19 protein-coding genes are annotated in these 18,916 nt (G+C 69.7%); 9 read left to right on the top strand and 10 right to left on the bottom strand.

Translation table 11 applies throughout. The features are described from left to right. From DXK32_RS08375 to DXK32_RS08360, 4 genes are all read right to left on the bottom strand, one after another. Positions 1 to 1,644, bottom strand: a complete 1,644-nt coding sequence (locus DXK32_RS08375; protein ID WP_114858083.1) for a sensor histidine kinase — start codon at positions 1,642 to 1,644, stop codon at positions 1 to 3. Positions 1,645 to 1,791: 147 nt separating this feature from the next. Then, on the bottom strand, positions 1,792 to 2,955 hold the full coding sequence (locus DXK32_RS08370) for an aminotransferase (protein WP_114858082.1): 1,164 nt from the start codon (positions 2,953 to 2,955) through the stop codon (positions 1,792 to 1,794). 106 nt (positions 2,956 to 3,061) lie between these two features. Beyond that, on the bottom strand, positions 3,062 to 3,379 hold the full coding sequence (locus DXK32_RS08365) for a hypothetical protein (protein WP_114858081.1): 318 nt from the start codon (positions 3,377 to 3,379) through the stop codon (positions 3,062 to 3,064). A gap of 107 nt (positions 3,380 to 3,486) precedes the next feature. Further along, positions 3,487 to 3,945 (bottom strand): hypothetical protein, encoded by a 459-nt coding sequence (locus DXK32_RS08360; RefSeq protein ID WP_114858080.1) that lies wholly within the window; start codon positions 3,943 to 3,945, stop codon positions 3,487 to 3,489. 156 nt (positions 3,946 to 4,101) lie between these two features. Here DXK32_RS08360 and DXK32_RS08355 point away from each other — a divergent pair, with 156 nt between their 5' ends. Further along, positions 4,102 to 4,953, top strand: a complete 852-nt coding sequence (locus tag DXK32_RS08355; RefSeq protein ID WP_014197386.1) for a fumarylacetoacetate hydrolase family protein — start codon at positions 4,102 to 4,104, stop codon at positions 4,951 to 4,953. A gap of 32 nt (positions 4,954 to 4,985) precedes the next feature. Continuing rightward, the gene (locus DXK32_RS08350; protein ID WP_114858079.1) at positions 4,986 to 6,257 is read left to right on the top strand and encodes a hypothetical protein; all 1,272 of its coding nucleotides are present in this window, start codon (positions 4,986 to 4,988) and stop codon (positions 6,255 to 6,257) included. Positions 6,258 to 6,309: 52 nt separating this feature from the next. On the opposite strand, the gene DXK32_RS08345 is transcribed toward DXK32_RS08350, so the two are convergent. From DXK32_RS08345 to DXK32_RS08335, 3 genes are read right to left on the bottom strand one after another with little or no spacing between them, the layout of a single operon-like run. Then, the gene (locus DXK32_RS08345) at positions 6,310 to 7,323 is read right to left on the bottom strand and encodes a TRAP transporter substrate-binding protein (protein ID WP_035676433.1); all 1,014 of its coding nucleotides are present in this window, start codon (positions 7,321 to 7,323) and stop codon (positions 6,310 to 6,312) included. A gap of 30 nt (positions 7,324 to 7,353) precedes the next feature. After that, on the bottom strand, positions 7,354 to 8,634 hold the full coding sequence (locus DXK32_RS08340) for a TRAP transporter large permease (protein ID WP_114858078.1): 1,281 nt from the start codon (positions 8,632 to 8,634) through the stop codon (positions 7,354 to 7,356). A 34-nt stretch (positions 8,635 to 8,668) separates the two neighbouring features. After that, positions 8,669 to 9,208: a TRAP transporter small permease gene (locus tag DXK32_RS08335; RefSeq protein WP_114858077.1), complete on the bottom strand. Its 540-nt coding sequence runs from the start codon at positions 9,206 to 9,208 to the stop codon at positions 8,669 to 8,671. Between the two features lie 457 nt (positions 9,209 to 9,665). On the opposite strand from DXK32_RS08335, the gene hexR reads away from it, so the two are divergent. Further along, on the top strand, positions 9,666 to 10,550 hold the full coding sequence (gene hexR, locus DXK32_RS08330) for a transcriptional regulator HexR (RefSeq protein WP_114858076.1): 885 nt from the start codon (positions 9,666 to 9,668) through the stop codon (positions 10,548 to 10,550). A 131-nt stretch (positions 10,551 to 10,681) separates the two neighbouring features. Continuing rightward, the gene (gene dusA, locus DXK32_RS08325) at positions 10,682 to 11,671 is read left to right on the top strand and encodes a tRNA dihydrouridine(20/20a) synthase DusA (RefSeq protein WP_114858075.1); all 990 of its coding nucleotides are present in this window, start codon (positions 10,682 to 10,684) and stop codon (positions 11,669 to 11,671) included. Positions 11,672 to 11,766: 95 nt separating this feature from the next. Here the strand turns inward: dusA and DXK32_RS08315 are convergent, their stop codons facing one another. Further along, complete coding sequence (locus DXK32_RS08315; protein WP_114858074.1) at positions 11,767 to 12,393, bottom strand: glutathione peroxidase; 627 nt, start codon at positions 12,391 to 12,393, stop codon at positions 11,767 to 11,769. A 179-nt stretch (positions 12,394 to 12,572) separates the two neighbouring features. On the opposite strand from DXK32_RS08315, the gene DXK32_RS08310 reads away from it, so the two are divergent. Both DXK32_RS08310 and DXK32_RS08305 read left to right on the top strand, forming a co-directional pair. Beyond that, complete coding sequence (locus tag DXK32_RS08310; RefSeq protein ID WP_114858073.1) at positions 12,573 to 13,724, top strand: MFS transporter; 1,152 nt, start codon at positions 12,573 to 12,575, stop codon at positions 13,722 to 13,724. Between the two features lie 363 nt (positions 13,725 to 14,087). Then, positions 14,088 to 14,321 (top strand): hypothetical protein, encoded by a 234-nt coding sequence (locus DXK32_RS08305; protein WP_114858072.1) that lies wholly within the window; start codon positions 14,088 to 14,090, stop codon positions 14,319 to 14,321. Positions 14,322 to 14,324: 3 nt separating this feature from the next. Here DXK32_RS08305 and DXK32_RS08300 read toward each other — a convergent pair whose 3' ends face one another. Next, positions 14,325 to 16,973 (bottom strand): DUF3772 domain-containing protein, encoded by a 2,649-nt coding sequence (locus DXK32_RS08300; protein ID WP_247877041.1) that lies wholly within the window; start codon positions 16,971 to 16,973, stop codon positions 14,325 to 14,327. 272 nt (positions 16,974 to 17,245) lie between these two features. On the opposite strand from DXK32_RS08300, the gene DXK32_RS08295 reads away from it, so the two are divergent. After that, positions 17,246 to 17,428 carry a hypothetical protein gene (locus tag DXK32_RS08295; protein ID WP_114858071.1) on the top strand — a complete coding sequence of 61 codons (183 nt, stop codon included), beginning with the start codon at positions 17,246 to 17,248 and terminating at the stop codon, positions 17,426 to 17,428. 473 nt (positions 17,429 to 17,901) lie between these two features. Here DXK32_RS08295 and DXK32_RS08290 read toward each other — a convergent pair whose 3' ends face one another. Continuing rightward, complete coding sequence (locus DXK32_RS08290) at positions 17,902 to 18,129, bottom strand: hypothetical protein (RefSeq protein WP_247877040.1); 228 nt, start codon at positions 18,127 to 18,129, stop codon at positions 17,902 to 17,904. A gap of 229 nt (positions 18,130 to 18,358) precedes the next feature. On the opposite strand from DXK32_RS08290, the gene DXK32_RS08285 reads away from it, so the two are divergent. Continuing rightward, positions 18,359 to 18,565, top strand: coding sequence for a hypothetical protein (locus DXK32_RS08285; RefSeq protein WP_247877039.1), 207 nt, complete (start codon positions 18,359 to 18,361; stop codon positions 18,563 to 18,565). Further along, complete coding sequence (locus tag DXK32_RS08280; RefSeq protein WP_114858069.1) at positions 18,562 to 18,873, top strand: hypothetical protein; 312 nt, start codon at positions 18,562 to 18,564, stop codon at positions 18,871 to 18,873. Before DXK32_RS08285 ends, DXK32_RS08280 begins: the two co-directional genes overlap by 4 nt. Positions 18,874 to 18,916 lie beyond the last annotated feature (43 nt).

The following is an 18,916-nucleotide window of genomic DNA, read 5'->3' as shown; positions in this document are numbered from 1 at the left end:
TCAGCCGGCGAATTCCAGCGTGAACTGGCTGCCCTCGCCGGGCCGGCTGTCGATGCGCAGGCGCCCGCCATGGGCCTCCATCAGGGACTTGACGATGGACAGGCCCAGCCCGCTGCCCTGCCCCGGCAGTGTCACATGCACCTCGGCCTGACCGAAGGGCTCCGCGGCCTGATGGAGCTGTTCCGGCGTCATGCCGATCCCGTTGTCCGTCACCCGGACGCGGCACCCGCCGCCCGGTCCGCCGCTGCCCGATCCGCCGCCGACCGTGACCAGGATTCGCCCGCCGTCCGGCGTGAAGGTGATGGCGTTGGCCAGCAGGTTCAGGAGCATCTGCTTCAGGGCGCGCTCGTCCGCCGAGACGCTGTGGTGTCCCGGCTCGACGTTCATGTCGAGCCGGATGCGCTTGGCGTCGGCCTGCGGCGCCACCATGCGGAACACCCATTCCACGATCGGGGCGACGTCGAGGTCTTCGGGGTGCAGCGGCAATGTCCCGGCCTGGAGCCGCGACAGATCCATGATGTCGTTGATCAGCCCCAGCAGGTGCCGCCCCGATTCGTGGATGTCGCCGGCATAGTCGGCGTAGCGTCCGCCGGCCTGCGGCCCGAGCATCTGGTCGCGGATGACCTCCGAGAAGCCGAGGATGGCGTTCAGCGGCGTGCGCAGCTCGTGGCTGACGCGGGCCAGGAATTTGCGGTTCAGGGCCAGCGCGGCGCGCAGCCGCTCCGCCGTGCGGTGCTGCACCAGAAGGAACAGCGTCACCAACAGGATGGACGCGGTCAGGATCGCCGCCAGCAGGAACAGCGTGTTGCGCAGGTCGGCCACCGCCGCCTCGATGTCCACCTGAGCGACGCCGACGGTGGCAACCAGCGGATAGTTCTCCACCACGCGGTAGGCGAAGGCGCGCAGGACGCCGTCGGTCTGCGACTCCTGCCAATAGACGCCGGCGAGCGAGCGGCCCAGCTCTTCCCACAGGCGGGACTGGGGGATGGCGAGCCCGACCGCCTCGACGCCCCGCGACGAGCCTCGGGCGCGGATCACCTGATCCATCCCGATCAGGGTCACCGCGCCCTGCGGCCCCAGATTGGCCTGCTGGTAGAACTCCCCCAGGATGTCGGGGTCGATGTTGGCGATCACGAGCCCGGCGAAGCCGCCGTCCCCGTCGGTCAACCGCCGGCTGAGGCGCAGGAGCGGCCCGCCTCCGGTCGTCCCGGGAAAGGGCGTGCCGATGTGCATCAGGTCGCGGCCGGTGCCCTGGTGAAAGGCGAAGGCGGTCTCGTCCCGCTCGTTCGCCCGCCCGCCCGGCCCTTCGCTGCGCAACAGCACGGTCCCGTCGGCGTCGAGCACGGTGAAGTGATGGATCAGCGTCGGATCGTAGAGCGTCTGGTCGAGGAAGTTGCGGACGCCGGGCAGTCCGTTCTCCCCGAACTCCAGCGCCAGGGAGCGCAGCGTGATGTCCACCTCGTGCACCGCGCGGTGGGTGCTCTTGGCGAAGGCCCGGACCATGATCTCGGCCTTCGCCACCGCCTCCCGCGTCTGGCCGTCGAGCAGTTCGCGCACCACCTGCGCGTGGGCTCCCCAGACCACCGTGATCGCGACGGCGGCGATGGCGAACACACACCAGCGGAACGAGATCGGCAGGCGCATCCCGGTCTTTCCACAGGCGGTCCACCGGGGCGGTCACGGACGACGATCCGTTCCGGCCCGGTATCGACCCTACGTCACAAGGGGTATCACGTCACAGAATGTCCCAGCAAGCCTCTCCATTGGGCGTTGACGGCAGCGCCCCTCACATCATTTCTGCGAGAAATAGGACCTCAGCCGCTCAACCGCTCCGTCGAGGATCTCGTCCCTCTTGGAAAAGCAGAAGCGGATGAAGCTGCGCGGCGCGTCCTGGACGAAGAAGGCCCCCACGGGAATGGCCGTCACCCCGGCCGCAGCGGTCAGGTGGCGGCAGAAATCCTCGTCGTTGCCGTCGAAGCCGAAGGGCGACACGTCGGCGACCACGAAATAGGTGCCGGCGGACGGCAGCACCTCGAACCCCACGGCGCGCAGCCCGTCGGCCAGCCGGTCGCGCTTGGCCTGCAGCCCCGTGGCCAGCCCGGTGAAGTAGGCGTCGTCCTTGCCCAGCCCATAGGCGACCGCCGCCTGGAGGTTGGGCGGCGTGGTGAAGGTGATGTACTGGTGCGCCTTGACGACGGGCTGGAGCAGGTGCGGCGCGCCGGTGACGTAGCCGACCTTCCAGCCGGTCAGCGAGAAGGTCTTGCCGGCGGAGCCGATCTTCAGGCAGCGGTCGCGCATGCCCGGCAGGGTCATCAGCGGGATGTGCGCAAGCCCGTCGAAGACGATGTGTTCGTACACCTCGTCGCAGACGGCGAAGGCGTCGAAGCGCTGGACGAACTCCGCCAGCAGTTCCAGCTCCGCGCGGGTGAAGACCTTGGCGGCGGGATTCAGCGGGTCGTTGATGAGGACGAGCTTGGTCTTGGGCGAGAACACCGCCTCCAGGTCGGCGCGCGTGAAGCTCCAGTCCGGGGCCTTCAGACTGACGAAGCGCGGCACGCCGCCGGCCAGCCGGACGATCGGCAGGTAGCTGTCGTACATGGGCTGGAACAGCACGACCTCGTCGCCCGGGTTGATCAGGCCGAGCAGGCTGGCGGTCAGCGCCTCGGTGGCGCCGGAGGTCACCATCACCTCGGTCTTCCAGTCGATGTCCAGCCCGTAGAAGCGCTTGCCGTGCGCGGCCACCGCCTGCCGCAACTCCGGCGTGCCCATCATCGGCGGGTACTGGTTCCATCCCTCCAGGATGGCCTTGGCCGCCACGTCCAGCACGTCGGCGGGGCCGCGCTCGTCGGGAAAGCCCTGGCCGAGATTGATCGCCTTGTGCTCGTCCGACAGGCGGGACATCACCTCGAAGATCGTCGTGCCGTAGCTCGACAGGATTGCGTTGCCGGACTTCACCTTGAGCCTCCTGAACACCGAGGCGGACAGGAATGCCGCAGCCGGGCTGCGCTGTCCAGCGCCCCGTCCGCAGACCGGCCCGGCAGCGATGGCGGAGGTTTCGCGGTCAGGCGGCGGCGGTGGCCTTGGCCCTGGCGGCATGGCGGCGGTGGCGCAGCTTGACGCGGATGCGCTCGACGGGGCTGAGCAGGCGGGGATGGCGGCGCTTCAGCCGCACGAACAGGCGGCGGGCACCCGCGGAGTTGCGCAGCAGGATCACCCCGCCGGCAAGCGCCACCGGGAAGCCGAACGGCCCCGGCAAGGGCGACATCAGGGCGCCCAGGCCGATCAGGCTCCACCCGGTGCCGATCAGCGCGAGTTGCCGGACGCGGGCAAGCGTGGGCCGGGTGAGCAACGAACGGGGGATGGCGGCACGACGATGCATCGGGACTCCTCCTCCTGTGCCAGCAGCCATATGGGGGCGTCCTGACACGGGGGAAGAGGCCGGAGGATGTGACTTTTCGGGGGAGACCGCGAAAAAAGGGGGGTGCGTCAATGCAACGCCATGCCGCGGCCGGGCGGTCCCAGCACGAACAGCGCGGCGGTCACCTCGGCCGGGGCCGGCGCCCATTCGAAGTCCCGGATCAACTCGCTGCGGGCGGCATCGGCGCGCTCCGCCAGGGCGTTGCAGTCCGCGCCCCCCGCCCGCCGGGCCGGCCTGCGGCAACGCCGGTCGGCGCAGCTTTCCAGCATCAGGCGGATCATCCGCTCCCGCTTGGCGGCGTCGACGAAGCCCGACTGGTCGAAATACAGCTTGGTGAAGGCGACCTCGGTCACCGTGGGCGCGGCGCCCTGCTTGCCGACCAGCACCGCCGACACCAGTTCAACGCAGCGGCCGGCGTAGTCGGGGATCGGCGCCGTGCCGTCGTCGGCGCGGTCGTACTGGCGGCTCGGCAGCTCGACCAGCCGCCCGGTCGGCTCCTTCACGAGGTAACGGCGCCACACCGGCATATCCGCCTCCCGTCTGGTTTCCCCATGGGCTGAAAAAAGGGTACACCAGACCGGACCGCGACGGAACAGCCCCTTTCCGGCTTCGGCCGGGACCGGACAGCACTCACCGGAGGAGAGGCGCGGCTCAACCTTCGGGAACGGGAAGGGTTTAGCCTGATGAAACTTCTGCGATTCGGCCCGCCGGGCCATGAGCGTCCGGGCCTTCTGGACCGCAACGGCGTGATCCGCGACCTGTCGGGCGTAGTGTCGGACATCGGTCCGTCCACCCTGACGGAGGATGGGCTGGCCCATCTGCGCACGCTCGACACCGACCGGCTGGCCCAGGTGCCGGACGGGACCCGGCTCGGCCCGTGCGTCACCGGCGTGTCCAAGGTGGTCTGCGTCGGGCTGAACTACCGCGCCCACGCCGCCGAATCCGGCCTGCCCGAACCGGCGGAGCCGGTGCTGTTCATGAAGGCGACCACCTCCATCTGCGGTCCGAACGACCCCGTCCAGATGCCGCGGGGCGCCACCAAGCTCGACTGGGAGGTCGAACTCGGCATCGTCATCGGCCGCACCGCCCGCTACGTCGAACAGGCCGACGCCTTCGACCACATCGCCGGCTATTGCGTCCTCAACGACGTGTCGGAGCGCGCCTTCCAGACCGAAAGCACCGGCCAGTGGGTCAAGGGCAAGAGCGCCGACAGCTTCTGCCCGATCGGCCCCTGGATGGTCACCCGCGACGAGGTGCCCGACCCGCAGGCGCTGCGCCTGTGGCTGGAGGTCGACGGCCAGCCGATGCAGGACAGCACGACCGCCGACATGATCTTCGGCGTCGCCGAGATCGTGTCCTACATCAGCCGCTTCATGACCCTGCTGCCGGGCGACGTCATCGCCACCGGCACGCCGCAGGGCGTGGCGCTGGGCCGCGGGCCGAACCATCCCTGGCTCCAGCCCGGCCAGACCATGCGCCTGGGCGTCGAGGGGCTGGGCGAGCAGCGCCAGTCCGTCCGCGCCTTCGAAGGCTGAGCGGCGCCGGGACCGGAATGGGAGAATCTTCGATGAAGCGAAAGAGCCGTCTGGCCGCGTGGCTGCTCGCCGCCGGTGTCGGCACCCTGGCGGCCTCCGGGGTCGCGTCCACCTCCGCCCGGGCCGAGGATGGCGCGGCGGCGCTGGCCGGGAAGACCTGCGGCACGCTGGAGTCGCGGGTGGCGGAGATCCCCGGCTCCGGCCCGGTGTTCCTGCGCAGCTACGACAGCAGCTTCGGCGTCGGCCAGACGTCGGAGCTGCCGCTGCGCGAGGCCGCCTTCACCTACGACAACGCGCTGGCCGTCATCGCCCTGGTCGCCTGCGGCAAGACGGAGCCGGCGCTGCGCATCGGCGAATCGCTGCTCTCCGCCGCTACGCTGGACCGCGCGCGGCGCCAGGGGCGGCTGCGCAACACCTACCGCGCCGGCGCCCAGACCCAGAAGCCGATCCCGCCCAACGGCTGGTGGGACGTCACCGCCAACCGCTGGTTCGAGGACGCCTATCAGGTGGGCTCCGCCACCGGCAACGTCGCCTGGGCGGGGCTGGCCCTGATGACGCTGGGCCAGGCGACGGGCGAGGAGCGCTTCCGCAACGGTGCGGCGGAGCTGGCCCGCTGGGTGGTGGCGAACACCGCCGATCCGCGCGGGCCGGGCGGCTTCAACGGCGGCGTCCAGGGCTTCGACGACAAGCCGCAGCCCCTGACCTGGAAGGCGACGGAGCACAACACCGACCTCGTCGCCCTGTTCGGCTGGCTGGAGCGCAGCGGCACGGCTGGCGACTGGGCCGGGCCGGAGAAGGCGGCGCGCGGTTTCCTCGACCGCATGTGGGCGGACGGCGGCGGGCATTTCCCAACCGGCACGGCGCCGGACGGGGTGACGGTCAACCGGGCCACCTCCGGCCTGGACGCCCAGCTCTGGCCGCTGCTGCTGCGCGGCGCGCCGGAGGCGTGGCGGGCGGCGCTGGATTATGCGGAGAAGGCCCACGGGGTCGACGGCGGTTTCGACTTCAACGACGACCGCGACGGCATGTGGGTGGAAGGCACGGCCCAGGCCGCGCTGGTCTACCGCCTGCTGGGGCGCTCCGACGACGCGCAGCGGCTTCTGGCCGAGGTCGGCAAGGAGGTCAGCCGCGGCGGCCATGTCTGGGCGACGCGCGAGGACAGCATCACCACCGGCCTCGCCATCGGGCCGGACAGCACCACGGACGATTTCCGCTACTACCGCCGCCCCCATCTGGCGGTGACGGCCTGGACGGTCCTGGCCGCCGTGGGCTGGAACCCGTTCACCGGTGAGCGGGTGAAGTAGACGGTGAAAAAGACCCTCTCCCGCCCCAAGGCGGGAGAGGGAATTTGGTGGCTTACTTGCGGACCTTGTTGATCTCGCCCTGCAGCTCGTTCAGCAGGTCGGCGCCGCCGTCGGCGGCGAACTTGTCCATGGCCGGCTTGACCATCTCACGCATGCGGCCCAGCTCGGCGTCGCTCAGCTCGTTGATCTGCATGCCCTTGTCCTTCAGGTAGGCGATGCTCTGCTTCGACGCCTCGCGGCTGTCCTTGCGCTCGAAGTCGCGCGAGGCGACGGCGGCCTCGTTGATGATCTTGCGCTCGTCGTTGGACAGGCCGTCGTACCAGCGCTTGGAGGCCAGGACGATCCACGGGCTGTAGACGTGCTTGGAAATGGTCAGGTACTTCTGGACCTCGTAGAACTTCGAGGACTGGATGGTGGTGACCGGGTTCTCCTGGCCGTCCACGGTGCCCGTCTCCATGGCGGTGAACAGTTCGGAGAAGGACAGCGGCACGGCGTTGGCGCCGAAGCCGTTGAACATGTCGATGTAGACCGGGTTCTGCATGACGCGCAGCTTGATGCCCTTCAGGTCCTCGACCTTCTCGACCGGGCGCTTGCTGTTGGTCAGGTTGCGGAAGCCGTTCTCCCAGTAGACGAGGCCGACGAGGCCCTTGTCGTTCAGCTTGGCCGCCAGCTTCTGGCCGAACGGGCCGTCGAACACGGCGTCGGCCTCCTGCTCGTTGTTGAACAGGAACGGCAGGTCGAAGACGGCGAAGTCCTTGACGATGCCGACCAGCGTGGCGGTCGAGCCGACCATCATCTCCTGCGCGCCGCCGATCAGTGCGTTCTGCATCTGGATGTCGCTGCCCAGGCTGGCGTCGGCGAAGCCCTTGACCTTCAGCTTGCCGCCGGAGCGTTTGGACATCTCCTCGACGAAGAACTTCACGGCGCGGCCCTGGTTGCTGCTCTCCGACAGGCCGTAGCCGAAGCGGATCAGCCGCGGCTTGATGTCCTGGGCGGAGGCGGCGACGGGAGCGAGGATGGCGGCGGCGAGGCCGGTCGCCAGAAGGACGGAACGGAGCAGCTTCATGGATCGGTTCTTCCCTGTAGCGTGTTGTGATTAATGGCGGAAAAAGGTCAGCGGGGCCGTGACGATCTCCGGGACGGCGATCAGCAGGCTCAGCAGAAGCAGGTAGGTCAGCAGGAACGGCCAGATGCCGCGCGTGGCGCTTTCCAGCGAGATGCGGGCGACGCCGCACACCACGTTCAACACCGTGCAGACCGGCGGATGGATCAGGCCCAGCGTGCCGGTCAGGACGAACATCACGCCGAAATAGGTCGGGTCGATGCCCGCCGCCGCGGCCAGCGGGGTCAGCACGGGGCCGAGCACCAGGATCGTCGGCGTCAGGTCCATCACCGTGCCGACGGCGAGCAGCAGCAGCGTGATGGCGACCATCAGCAGCTTCGGCTCGTGCAGCAGCGGGGCCAGCATCTCGTTCATCTGCTGCGGCAGGTCGGCCAGGGTCACCATGTAGGACGACACCAGCGCCGCCGCGCACAGGAACATCACCGTGCTGGTGGTGCGCGCGGCCTGGACCAGCAGCGGCACCAGATCCTTCAGCGTCACCTGCCTGTAGACGAACAGCGCCACGACCAGCGAGTAGACGGCGGCGACCACCGCGGCCTCGGTCGGGGTGAAGATGCCGCCGCGCAGGCCGCCGATGATGATGACCGGCAGGGCCAGCGCCCAGACGCCCTCGACCAGCGCGGTGCGGCGCTCGCCCCAGCTCGCCTTGGGCTGCAGCTTCACAGTCATGCCGCGCACCACGAACATCCAGGTGATGACCAGACCGGCGCCCATCAGCAGGCCGGGCACGATGCCGGCCATGAACAGGCCGCTGATCGAGGTGTTGGTGGTCACGCCGAAGATGATGAAGGGCATGCTGGGCGGGATGATCGGGGCGATGATGCCGCCCGACGCGATCAGGCCGGCGGAGCGCGGCACCGGGTAGCCGTTGTCGCGCATCATCGGGATCAGCAGCGTGGCGAGCGCCGCCGTGTCGGCGATGGCCGAGCCGGACAGGCTGGCCAGCATCACCGACGCGCCGATGGTCACGTAGCCCAGCCCGCCGCGGATGTGCCCGACGAGGCTGACCGCGAGGTTGATGATCCGCTGCGAGATGCCGCCGGCGTTCATCAGCTCGCCGGCCAGGATGAAGAAGGGCACCGCCATCAGCGGGTAGTTGTCGGCGCCGCTCAGCATGTTCTGGGCGACGAGCTGGGCGTCGAAGAAGTCGAGATGCACCATCAGCGCCACGCCCGTCAGCATCAGGGCGAAGGCGATGGGCATGCCGAGCAGCATCAGGCCGAACAGCGAGGAGAGGAAGACCGCAAGGGCCATGGAACGGGCTCCGCTTTCAGAAGGCCGGACGGAATCAATGCTCGGCGATGGCGCCGCCCTGCGGGGCGGTGACGCCGTGGGGGTCGCCGTTGCCGGGGATGTGCGCCGTCGCGTCGCCCGACAGGATTTTCCAGAGGTTGGCAAGAATCGTCAGCGCCATGGCGATCGCCGGGAAGAAGCCCGCGGCGGCGTAGAAGGCCATTGGGAAGCTGAGCACGGTGGAGCGCGTCTCCATCCCGATCAGAAGCTGGAACCAGCTCCCCTGGATGAACAGCCACAGCGCGTAGACCATCAGCAGATGGCTGATGACGGCGCAGGCCCGGCGGACACGGGCCGGCAGGCGGGCCTGGAGGATGTCCAGCCCCAGATGCTGATGGCGGCGCAGCGCCAGCGTCGCGCCCAAAAAGACCAGCCAGACGAACATCAGGCGGGCAAGCTCCTCGGCGGCGACGATGCCGCTGTTGAAGCCGTACCGCAAGACCACGTTGCCGAAGACCAGCGCCACCATCACGGCGAGCATCAGCGCCATGATCCATTCGGTGACCATCTCCAGCGCTTCCACCACGCGCTTCATGCACACTCCTCGGCCCGCCTCGCGGCGGGGCTCACCTGATCGGAAGGGGCGGCGGCAGGGGACGGCGCGGGACAGCACGCGCGGCGCGACGCACCGGCAGCGGGGCCGGGCGGCGGGTCGGGGTTCCTCCCACTTGGTCTCTTGCCGGGGTCTCTTGCCGGGACCTTGAATTTTCTGTTTCGGAAAATAGAGGAGTCCCGCAACCGAGTGAAGAAGATTTTCTTCATATCGGCGCCGGAATCGCCCAACGATCGACATAGTGACGAAAATTATCTTCACAAGCCACGCCACGCCGCATAGCTTGGGACCCATGGAAGGCGACGCGACGACCCGGCCACGCGGGCAGGGCACGCTATGCCGCTCGCGGCGGCGGTGGTACGGTCCCGCCGCCCAACGACGCCCGGAGCCGAGAAGGCCGGGACCCAAGAACGCTTTCAGGGATGGACGGTCCGTTTCGATGCTCCAGCCGGTGAACATCCTCGATCACATCCGCGGCCGTCTGCCGGAGCTGAAGCGTTCCGAGGCCCAGGTCGCCGAGATGGTGCTGGTCGAGCCGCAGAAGGTGCTCGGGCAGAGCATCACCGTGCTGGCCCAGGCCGCCGGGGTCAGCGAGGCGACCGTCGTCCGCTTCTGCCGCAGCATCGGCTGCGCCGGTTTCCCCGATTTCAAGCTGCGGCTGGCCGAGGGGCAGGCCCGCGGCACCCCCTTCGTCAGCCAGGACGTGGCGCCCGACGACGAGACTCCGACCGTCGCGCGAAAAATCTTTTCATCCGCCGCCGCCGCCCTGAACGACGCGGCCGGCGCGCTGGACATGGCCGCGGTTTCCCGCGCCGTGGAACTGCTGGCCGATGCCTCCAGCATCCTGTGCATCGGCACCGGCGCCTCGGCGGTGGTGGCGGAGGACGCGGCGCACAAGTTCATGCGCTTCGGCATGGCGGCGCAGGCCAGCGCCGACCCGATGATGGTCCGCATGCTGGCGGTCAACCTGGGGGCGCGCGGCGTCCTGCTGGCGATCTCCAACACCGGGCGCACGATCATGGTGACGGATCTGGCGCAGATGGCCCGCGACCTGGGCATCCCGGTCATCGCGATCACCGCGCCGGGCTCGCCGCTGGCCGCGGTGTCGTCGGTCGCCATCGGCCACACCCCGGTCGAGGACGCGGAGATCTACACGCCGATGGCCTCCCGCCTCGTCCATCTGGCGATCATCGACGTGCTGTCCACCGGCGTCGCGCTGAAGCTCGGCGCCGAGGCGCGCCACCATCTGGCGAAGGTGAAGGCCGTGCTGTCCGGCACCCGCTCCTCCCACGGCAAGCCCGCCCGCGGGCGCCAGCGGGCGTGATTTTATCCCCTCTTCCCTCCGGGGAGAGGGCTGGTAATCCAAGGCGACAAAACCTCCTCCCCCCTTGCCATCCGGGCCGGCTTGGTCCAATTGGTGCGCCGCCGTTCCCGATTCACAGACAGTTCCTGCCCATGCCCGCCATTGCCCTCAGCGTCGCCCCGATGATGGAGCTAACGGACCGCCATTGCCGGACCTTCCATCGCCTGCTCTCGAAGAACACGCTGCTCTACACCGAGATGGTGACCACCGGCGCCGTGCTGCACGGCGACCGCGAGCGGCTGCTCGGCTACGACGCGGCGGAGCATCCGGTGGCGCTCCAGCTCGGCGGGTCGGACCCGGCGGAGCTGGCCGCCTGCGCCCGCATCGCCGAGGAGTGGGGCTATGACGAGGTCAACCTGAACGTCGGCTGCCCGAGCGACCGCGTGCAGTCGGGCCGCTTCGGCGCCTGCCTGATGGCCGAGCCCGATCTGGTCGCCCGGCTGGTCGGCGCCATGCGCGAGGCGGTGTCGATCCCCGTCACCGTGAAGTCACGCATCGCCATCGACGAGATGGAGGAATGGCCGACGCTGGACCAGTTCGTCCGCACCGTGTCCGCGGCCGGCTGCACCCACTTCATCGTGCACGCCCGCAAGGCGTGGCTGAAGGGCCTCAGCCCCAAGGAAAACCGGGACATCCCGCCGCTGCGCTACGACCTCGTGCACCGGCTGAAGCAGGAGAACCCGCAGCTCACCATCGCCATCAACGGCGGCATCCGCACCCTGGACGAGGCGGAAGGGCATCTCGCCACGCTGGACAGCGTGATGATCGGGCGCGCCGCCTACGAGACGCCCCACATCCTGGCCGATGCCGACCGTCGCCTGTTCGGCGGGGAGCCCGGTCCCGACCGCTACGCGGTGGTCGAGGCCATGGCGGCCTACGCCGAGGAGCGGATGCGCCAGGGGACGCCGCTGTCGGCGATCACCCGGCACATGCTGGGGCTGTTCCAGGGGCTGCCCGGCGCCCGCGCGTGGCGCCGCCACATCAGCGAGAACGCCCATCTTCCCGGCGCCGGGCCGGAGGTTCTGCTGAGAGCGGCGGCCCTGGTGCCCCACCGGGAACCGGTCACGCAGCGAGCGGGATGAGCGCGGCGCCGCCGACGAAGGGGATCAGGCCACCGTAGGACAGCAGCCGGACGACCGAGGTCCGGCGGTCCTCGAAGGACAGCGCGTCCATGCGCTTATGGCTTCGCAGAGGGCTGGGCCAGCGCCTTGTCCACGGCCGCCGTCAGGGTGGCGGACTCCGGCGTGACCGAGCTGCCGAACCACTCCACCAACCGCCCGTCGCGGCCGATCAGGATCTTGTGGAAGTTCCAGCGCGGCACGCCCTGCGGCCCGGTAACCGCCGCCGCCCAGCGGTAGAGCGGATGGGCCTGCGGTCCGGTGACGGTCTGCTTCTCCATCAGGGGAAAATCGACGCCGTAGTTGAGTTCGCAGAAGGACGCGACCTGGGCGTTGCTGCCGGGCTCCTGCCCTCCGAAATCGTTGCTCGGCACACCGAGCACGACCAGCCCGCGGTCGCGCCGCCCGGCCCAGAGCTTTTGCAGCCCCTCATACTGGCCGGTGTAGCCGCATTGCGACGCCGTGTTGACCAGCAGCACCGCCTTGCCCCGGAAGGCATCGGGGGCGAGCGTGCCGCCGTCGATGGCCGGCAGGGGCAGCGACGCCCAGTCGAGCGCATCGGCCGCCACCGCCGCACCGGGTGCGGACAGCATCAGGACGGTGGACAAAATCCCGGCGGCGCATCGGGCGGCGTATCGGGCGGTGAATTGGCTGGCACGTTGGGCGGCGTGGCGGATCGTTGGCATGACGGTCTCCCGGTCGGCGGCGCTGGTCGGTAGGGCCCTGCTCTATACGGCGGTCGAGGCGCGTCGGATCATGCACGCGCATGGGTGCCATGGCCATCTTGCCGTGCGACGGACGGCCGCACCTGCTTTAGGGTTGTCCCCCCCGCCAGCCCCAGACCATAGACCGGCCGACGCCACCCATGCGCCTTCTCATCCTGATGCTCGGCCTCGCCGGTTTCGCGAGTGCCTTTTCGCTGCGCACCACCGACCCGATGCTGACCGTCATCGCGTCGGATCTCGGCATCGGCGTGGCCGAGGCGGCCCTGCTCTCCTCCGCCTACACGCTGCCCTACGCGGCGATGCAGCTCATCCTCGGGCCGGTCGGCGACGCCATCGGCAAGACGCGGCTGATCCGCCTGTCGCTGGTCGTGCTGACCATCGGCGTGGCGCTGTCGGCGGTGACCCCCGGCTATTACAGCGTTCTGGGCTCGCGGATGCTCGCCGGCGCCTTCGCCGGGGGGATCATCCCGGCCTCCATGGCGCTGATCGGCGACCGGGTCGTCTACACCGAGCGGCAGTTCGCCATCAGCCGCTTCCTGCTGGCGGTCATCCTCGGCCAGATGTCCGGCTCCGCCGTGGCCGGCGCCCTGTCGGAGGTGGCGGGCTGGCGCACCGTCTTCGCCCTGGCCGCGCTGGTGACCGGCCTGATCGCGCTGACCGCCGCCCTGCTCCTGAAGGGCGAGCGCGAGGAGCGGCACCGCCTGTCCATCGCGGATGCCCGGGCGCGCTACGCCTCCGTCCTGGCGAATCCGGTGTCGGTCTGGGTCTTCGCGACGGTGGCGGCGGAAGGGCTGCTGATCTTCGGCGTCTTCCCCTTCGTCGCCCCCATGCTGGCCCGCCACGGGGCGGAGGGTGCGTTCGAGGCCGGGGTGACGCTCGCCGCCTTCGCCATCGGCGGGGTCGTCTACAGTTTCATCGTGCGGCGCCTGCTCGGCACGCTCGGCCAATGGGGGATGATGGGGGCCGGCGGCCTCGTGGCCGGCGGGGCCTATCTGGCGATGCTCGCCCCCGTGCCCTGGCCGGTGGTGTCCCTGCTGTTCCTGGTCGCCGGATTCGGCTTCTACATGCTGCACAACACCATGCAGACCCAGGCGACGGAGCTGTCGGCGACGGCGCGCGGGTCGGCGCTCGCCCTCTTCGCCTCCTCCTTCTTCCTGGGGCAGGGGATCGGGCCGGTGGTCTACGGGGCGGTCGCCCATCAGGTCGGGCTGCCCGCCCTGTTCCTGTTCGGCGGCGCGCTGACCATGCTGCTGGGCGTTGGGGCGGTGCGGCTGATCCGCCGCCCGGCCTGAGAGGGCCAGCCCGACTGACCGGCTCGACTGATATGTCAATATTTCGGATATCCCCAGATTCTGTGGATAACTCTGTTGGCGAATCGAGGGGTAACCGAAGGGAGGAGCGGCCCCTCAAGGGGTCCGGCAGAAATGCCTATTTTTTGCTCACATTAGAAAACCGCGCCGATCAAGGAGTTTTCGCGCCCGACCCGCCGTTCCGGCCTTGGTCCGTGGGCTGCCCCGCCCCGCAACCGGAGTCAAGCGAAGGATGTGTTCGCCTGTGAACAACTTTCCTTGACAGCGCATCGGGGCCACGGCAAAGGGCTGCTTCCGGCGCCGAGACGACTTGCGCGCCACCGGTCCGCGGAGCACTCTGGCGCCATGTTCACCGTCAGCGAAAGCGAAGCCGAAACGATCCGCCAAGCCTTCCACGAGCGTGGAGAATGGTCCGCCGTGGTGGAGCTGCGCCGGCTGTTTCCGGTCTTCGCCAACAACCCGGAGGCGCTGCGCTGCGTGCGCGCCATCGCCGGCTGGCAGCCCCTGCCCGAGTCCGCCGCGGCCCCGCCCAAGGTGACCTCCCTGCGGCGCCGCAAGCCGGCGGAGCCGCAGCCCTGAGCGTCAGGTCGCGGTGCGCGGCCCGCGGTCGCTGAGCGTGTCGGCCAGCGGGACGACCTTGCCGCCGTCGGCGACCACCTGAAGCTCCGGCGCGCCGCCGGCCTGGGCGCGGCGCTCGGCCAGAAGGACCTCCAGCATCGCCTCGACCTTCGGCATGTGGACGGTCTGCTGGTCGAAGGGCATCTGGATGCCCTGCTCGCGGAACTGCTCCAGGATGCGCATGCGCAGCTCGTTGCGCACCGGGATGATGTGCTCGGTGTTGGCGACGAAACAGCGCAGCTCGAACTCCGGCCCGCTTGGCCCGAAGTCGCGGAACATCACCACCGGCTCCGGGTTGCGCAGCACCTGGGCGTGGCCGTAGCCGATCCTCAGCAGCATCGCGTAGACCTGCCGGGCGTCGGTGTCGTAGGTGATGCGGACCTTGATCTCGATGCGGGTGGTCTTGTCCTTCAGCGTCCAGTTGACCACCGACTTGGAGATGAATTCCGAGTTCGGAATGATGACCGAGGCGCGCTGGAAGGTCTGGATCTCGGTCGCGCGGACGCTGATGCGGCGCACGGTGCCCTCCAGCCCGTTGACGACCACCCAGTCGCCCACCTTCACCGGCCGCTCCACCAGCATGATCAGGCCGGAGATGAAGTTGCTGACGACGTTCTGCAGGCCGAAGCCGATACCGACCGACAGGGCCGACGCGATCATGGCCAGGCTGGACAGGTCGAGCCCCAGCGTACCGACCGACATCAGCACCGCCATGGTGGTGCCGAGATAGCCCACGCCCATGCGGATGGAGTTGCGCACGCCGTCGTCCATGTTGACGCGGCCGAGGATGCGCTCGTCGAGCTGGCGCTGGATGAAGCGGGTCACCGCGACGACGACGCCAAGCACCATCAGCGCCGACATGATGTCGCCCGGCGCGATGCGCACGCCGCCGACCGTGACGCCGCTGAGGAAGCCGTCGGCCAGCCCCTTCATCTCCGACAGGGTCATGCCGGTCAGCGGCAGCAGGAAGAAGGCCGCCACGGTCAGCAGCAGCCCGTCGATCACCGTGCGCCCGGCCTGCCCCAGCATCCGCCGGCCGCGGTCGGTGGCGATGACGATGTCGCGCACCTCGGCCACCTGTCCGCTGCCGCGCTCCAGCAGGACGCACAGCAGCTCGCGCAGGACGCCACGCGCCACCAGCAGGACGCCGCCGATGATCAGCGTGGTCAGCATCAGCTTCGAGGCGTAGATCGCGCCCACCAGATAGCCGGCGCCCGAGGCGACCAGCGAGGCGAGCGCCACCGCGCCGATCAGCAGCCGCAGACGCAGCCCGACGACCCGCGGACGGACGGGCGGCGCGTCTTCGGCCGCCGCCTCGGCGGGCGCGGACGCCGGCGACGGCAGCGTGACGTCCAGTCCGGCGGCCGGCGTCGGCTCCGGGCATCCGCAATCGTCGGTCTCCTCCGCCTCCGGCGGCGGGGCGGCGAGCCAGAGATGGTCGGGGTAGAGGAACAGCAGCGACACGGCGATCAGCGCCATGGTGCCGAAGCCGGTGATCGAGCGCAGCTCCGGCGGGGTGAACATGCCCTCCGACAGGGCGATGCCGGTGCCGGCCAGCGCCAGCCCGATCATGACGAGCGGGACGCGGCGGACCAGACGCCGCGCGCTCGCCGGGTCGAGGTTGGCGAGCTGCCAGGACGGATGGTCGGGCGCAAGGGTGGCGCGGGCGACGCCGGTGACCAGGAAATAGGCGGTCAAGCCCCCCGACACCCCGACCACCACGGCGGTCAGCGGACCGGCGTCGGCGGCGTCGCGCAGCAGCCCGACCAGGGCGCCGCTCAGCACCAGCGTCGGCACCAGCGGCACCAGGCAGCGGGCCAGCGCCTCCACCGCCATCGCCACCACACGCTGGCGGTAGCTCGGCCGCTCCTCCAGGTCGCGGTGGCCGTAGCGGCGCAGCAGCACCCGGCGCACCGGCCAGGCGACCAGGAACAGGATGGCGGCCAGCGCGCCGAGGCCGTACAGGCGGCCGCGCCACTCGTCGTCGCCCATCACGATGCCGAAGGCCCGCGCCATGCGCTCCTGCACATAGGCCGTCTGCTCGGGCAGGGCGGCCCAGGTGGCGGGCAGCAGAGGCACCGGCCCACGCCGGACGATCTGCTCGGTGAGCTGGGTCATGCGCTGGTCGGCGGCGGTGCGCAGCAGGATGTCGGCGCGGGTGACGATCAGCTCGGTCTGCTTGGTCCGCCCCTCCGCCTCGCCGATGGTCTGGGTCAGGCGCTTTCGCTCCGCGGCGATCCCGGCCTCCTCCGGCGGAGCGCCCTGGGCCGGCGGCGGGCCCAGCGCGTCCAGCATGCGCTGGGCGGTGTCGCGGGCCGCGGCGGCCGCCGCGCCGGCCTCCCGAACCTCGTGCTGGATCTTCGCCAGATCGGCGCGCAGGGTCTCGTACTCGGTGTTCGCCAGATCGCCGCCGGCGATGCGGTTGGCCGCCCGCTCCAGGGCGTTCTGCCATTGCGGCAGCCTGGTCTTGAAGTCCGCCGCGGCCTCCGCCGCCGGGGCGGCGGACTGGGCCAGGGCCGATGGAGCGACGGCGCCCGCCGCCAGCGTTCCACACAGCATCAGGGCTGCCAGGAGCCGGCCGATCCGGCGGCGGAAAGCGGAAGGAGTCTGCATCACCGTTCGAAATCTCGTGTTGGCGAAAGGCTGCGGCCCCGGCGACCCGGGAAAAGGGATACCTATACTCTTCGGTGTCGCGGCAAAAGTATGGCACAGCGTGTCACCAGGATGTGACAGAGCGGTGCGGCTGCGGAAATCCGCGCCTAGCGGTCGGAGCCCCCCGGTCCGGGGTTACCGTTTCATGCACCTGCCTTCGGATTGGGCATGGCGTGGTTGCGTGTCTTGATGATACAGGTTGCGCATCGTCGCTTCACACGCACGTCACAATCATGGCCGGTTTGACCGACATCGACCGCACCTTGCTCCGCACCGCGCTGAAGGCCGCCAAGCGCAACGACGTCCCCTCCGTCGGGATGCCGACCGAGACGCTGGAGCGGCTTCTGGAGTATCTCGCGGCTCTGGAAGACGCGCAGCCCGGCGCGCAGGCCGAGAGCGGCACGGGGTCGGACTGACCCCCCGCAACCATGGCTCGGACGGCCATGGCGGGACCATCGAATTCAGCGATACATACTATTGTATGCTACCGCCTCGTGCCCAACCGGCGTGCCGAGCGAACGCTGCGTTGTGACATTGAATTCGAGTCGCAACCGAAGCTCGACGAACCCTATCGAAAGGGGTAAGACTTTGGGACCGACACCCCTGAGGCGGACGACCCCCTTGTGCCAGTTTGCCACACCGGAATGCGGTCATGCCTGTCGCGCGATCAGGCTCGTCCGCGAACACAGCCGCGGCCCCGTGGGGCTGGACGCGCGCGCCTACCTGATCCGGGTCGAGCGCCGGCTGATGCAGTTCCACTGCGGCGCTCCGCTGGGCATTCCGACGGAGGCGCAGCCCTCCCGCGAGGCCGCCGAGTAACCGCCCGACCGACGCGGGGCCGCTCTCCTGACGCCCAGCCCAACGCTCGGCCCGACGCCCGGCCCAACGGTCAGTCGCGACCGCTGGGGGTGTCCGACCGGCCGCGGTCCGGCTCCCCGCCGCGATCCCTATCCCGGCCCTCATCCCGGCCCCCATTCCGGTCAGGTTCCCGGCCATCCCCCCCGTCCGACGCCTCGTCGCGTTCCCGCTGGCGCTGCCATTGATCGAACTTCTCGGGATCGGTGACCAGATCGATGACGGACGGCTTCCGGTTGCCGTTGTCCTGCTGGGCGGGCATGAACACCTCCATCGTTGCACCACACCTGTCCTTTTGCATCATCAACAGCGCAAAGGGCCCGGAGCACCAAGCCCCGCAAGGGGAGAACCCCGCAAGCACAGCCCTGCTCCTTTGGCGTCCGGTTTTTGACACAGCACACCCCCGGCCGAATCCTTAGCCTGCGACGACGATAAAGACACCGTCGGGCAAGACACAGTCAGGGGGCGGAATGCTGCGGTTGGGAACACGGGTGAGGTTTGCGGGCCAGGAGGCCCTCGTCGTCGCACGAACCCTTGCCGGTGAGCCGACCTACGACATCCGTCTGGCCGACGGCCGTCTCATCAAATACGCCGCCGCAAGCGACCTGGAACCGATCGAGGGGGATGGGTCCGAACCCCCGTCCTCCCCGGCGCGGCCATCGGGCTCCGGCGGCTCCACTGAGGGGGGCATGCAGTGACCCGCGACGACTTCCCCTATTCGCTCCAGCCCTACGCGATGCCCGACGACGGCGGCGACGGGACGCAGGACAGCGACGGCTGGACCCTGGTGCTGTTCCGCGCCGCCGACGAGGCGGAGCGGCTGTGGTTCCGCGATCACGGATTCGCCATGGAGGGCCGCCGCTGGGTCCGCCACGCCCCCGCGCCGGACAGCCTCACGTCGGAGCCCGCCTCCGGCGACGCGGCCGAGGAGGAGGATTTCGGCGACCGTGAATCCGACGAACGGACGCCGACCGGTGGCGGACCCGCGCCGGACGTCGCCGCCTGACCTTCCGTTCCGGCGTCCGCGGCCTCTTCCTGTGCCGGCGCCC

Origin of the sequence: Azospirillum brasilense (assembly GCF_003349955.1) — a bacterium.
Lineage (GTDB): Bacteria > Pseudomonadota > Alphaproteobacteria > Azospirillales > Azospirillaceae > Azospirillum > Azospirillum brasilense_B.
The sequence above is the reverse complement of the archived record's forward strand: the minus strand, read 5'-3'. Positions and strand labels throughout refer to the sequence as shown.

What these genes read in the sequence shown, in the direction of transcription:
- DXK32_RS08305 (WP_114858072.1), top strand. Translation starts at nt 14,088, where the DNA reads ATGTTCACCGTCAGCGAAAGCGAAGCCGAAACGATCCGCCAAGCCTTC.
- hexR (WP_114858076.1), top strand. Translation starts at nt 9,666, where the DNA reads ATGCTCCAGCCGGTGAACATCCTCGATCACATCCGCGGCCGTCTGCCG.
- DXK32_RS08345 (WP_035676433.1), bottom strand. Translation starts at nt 7,323, where the DNA reads ATGAAGCTGCTCCGTTCCGTCCTTCTGGCGACCGGCCTCGCCGCCGCC.
- DXK32_RS08375 (WP_114858083.1), bottom strand. Translation starts at nt 1,644, where the DNA reads ATGCGCCTGCCGATCTCGTTCCGCTGGTGTGTGTTCGCCATCGCCGCC.
- DXK32_RS08300 (WP_247877041.1), bottom strand. Translation starts at nt 16,973, where the DNA reads ATGCAGACTCCTTCCGCTTTCCGCCGCCGGATCGGCCGGCTCCTGGCA.
- dusA (WP_114858075.1), top strand. Translation starts at nt 10,682, where the DNA reads ATGCCCGCCATTGCCCTCAGCGTCGCCCCGATGATGGAGCTAACGGAC.
- DXK32_RS08335 (WP_114858077.1), bottom strand. Translation starts at nt 9,208, where the DNA reads ATGAAGCGCGTGGTGGAAGCGCTGGAGATGGTCACCGAATGGATCATG.
- DXK32_RS08365 (WP_114858081.1), bottom strand. Translation starts at nt 3,379, where the DNA reads ATGCATCGTCGTGCCGCCATCCCCCGTTCGTTGCTCACCCGGCCCACG.
- DXK32_RS08340 (WP_114858078.1), bottom strand. Translation starts at nt 8,634, where the DNA reads ATGGCCCTTGCGGTCTTCCTCTCCTCGCTGTTCGGCCTGATGCTGCTC.
- DXK32_RS08290 (WP_247877040.1), bottom strand. Translation starts at nt 18,129, where the DNA reads ATGCCCGCCCAGCAGGACAACGGCAACCGGAAGCCGTCCGTCATCGAT.
- DXK32_RS08350 (WP_114858079.1), top strand. Translation starts at nt 4,986, where the DNA reads ATGAAGCGAAAGAGCCGTCTGGCCGCGTGGCTGCTCGCCGCCGGTGTC.
- DXK32_RS08295 (WP_114858071.1), top strand. Translation starts at nt 17,246, where the DNA reads ATGGCCGGTTTGACCGACATCGACCGCACCTTGCTCCGCACCGCGCTG.
- DXK32_RS08315 (WP_114858074.1), bottom strand. Translation starts at nt 12,393, where the DNA reads ATGCCAACGATCCGCCACGCCGCCCAACGTGCCAGCCAATTCACCGCC.
- DXK32_RS08355 (WP_014197386.1), top strand. Translation starts at nt 4,102, where the DNA reads ATGAAACTTCTGCGATTCGGCCCGCCGGGCCATGAGCGTCCGGGCCTT.
- DXK32_RS08360 (WP_114858080.1), bottom strand. Translation starts at nt 3,945, where the DNA reads ATGCCGGTGTGGCGCCGTTACCTCGTGAAGGAGCCGACCGGGCGGCTG.
- DXK32_RS08310 (WP_114858073.1), top strand. Translation starts at nt 12,573, where the DNA reads ATGCGCCTTCTCATCCTGATGCTCGGCCTCGCCGGTTTCGCGAGTGCC.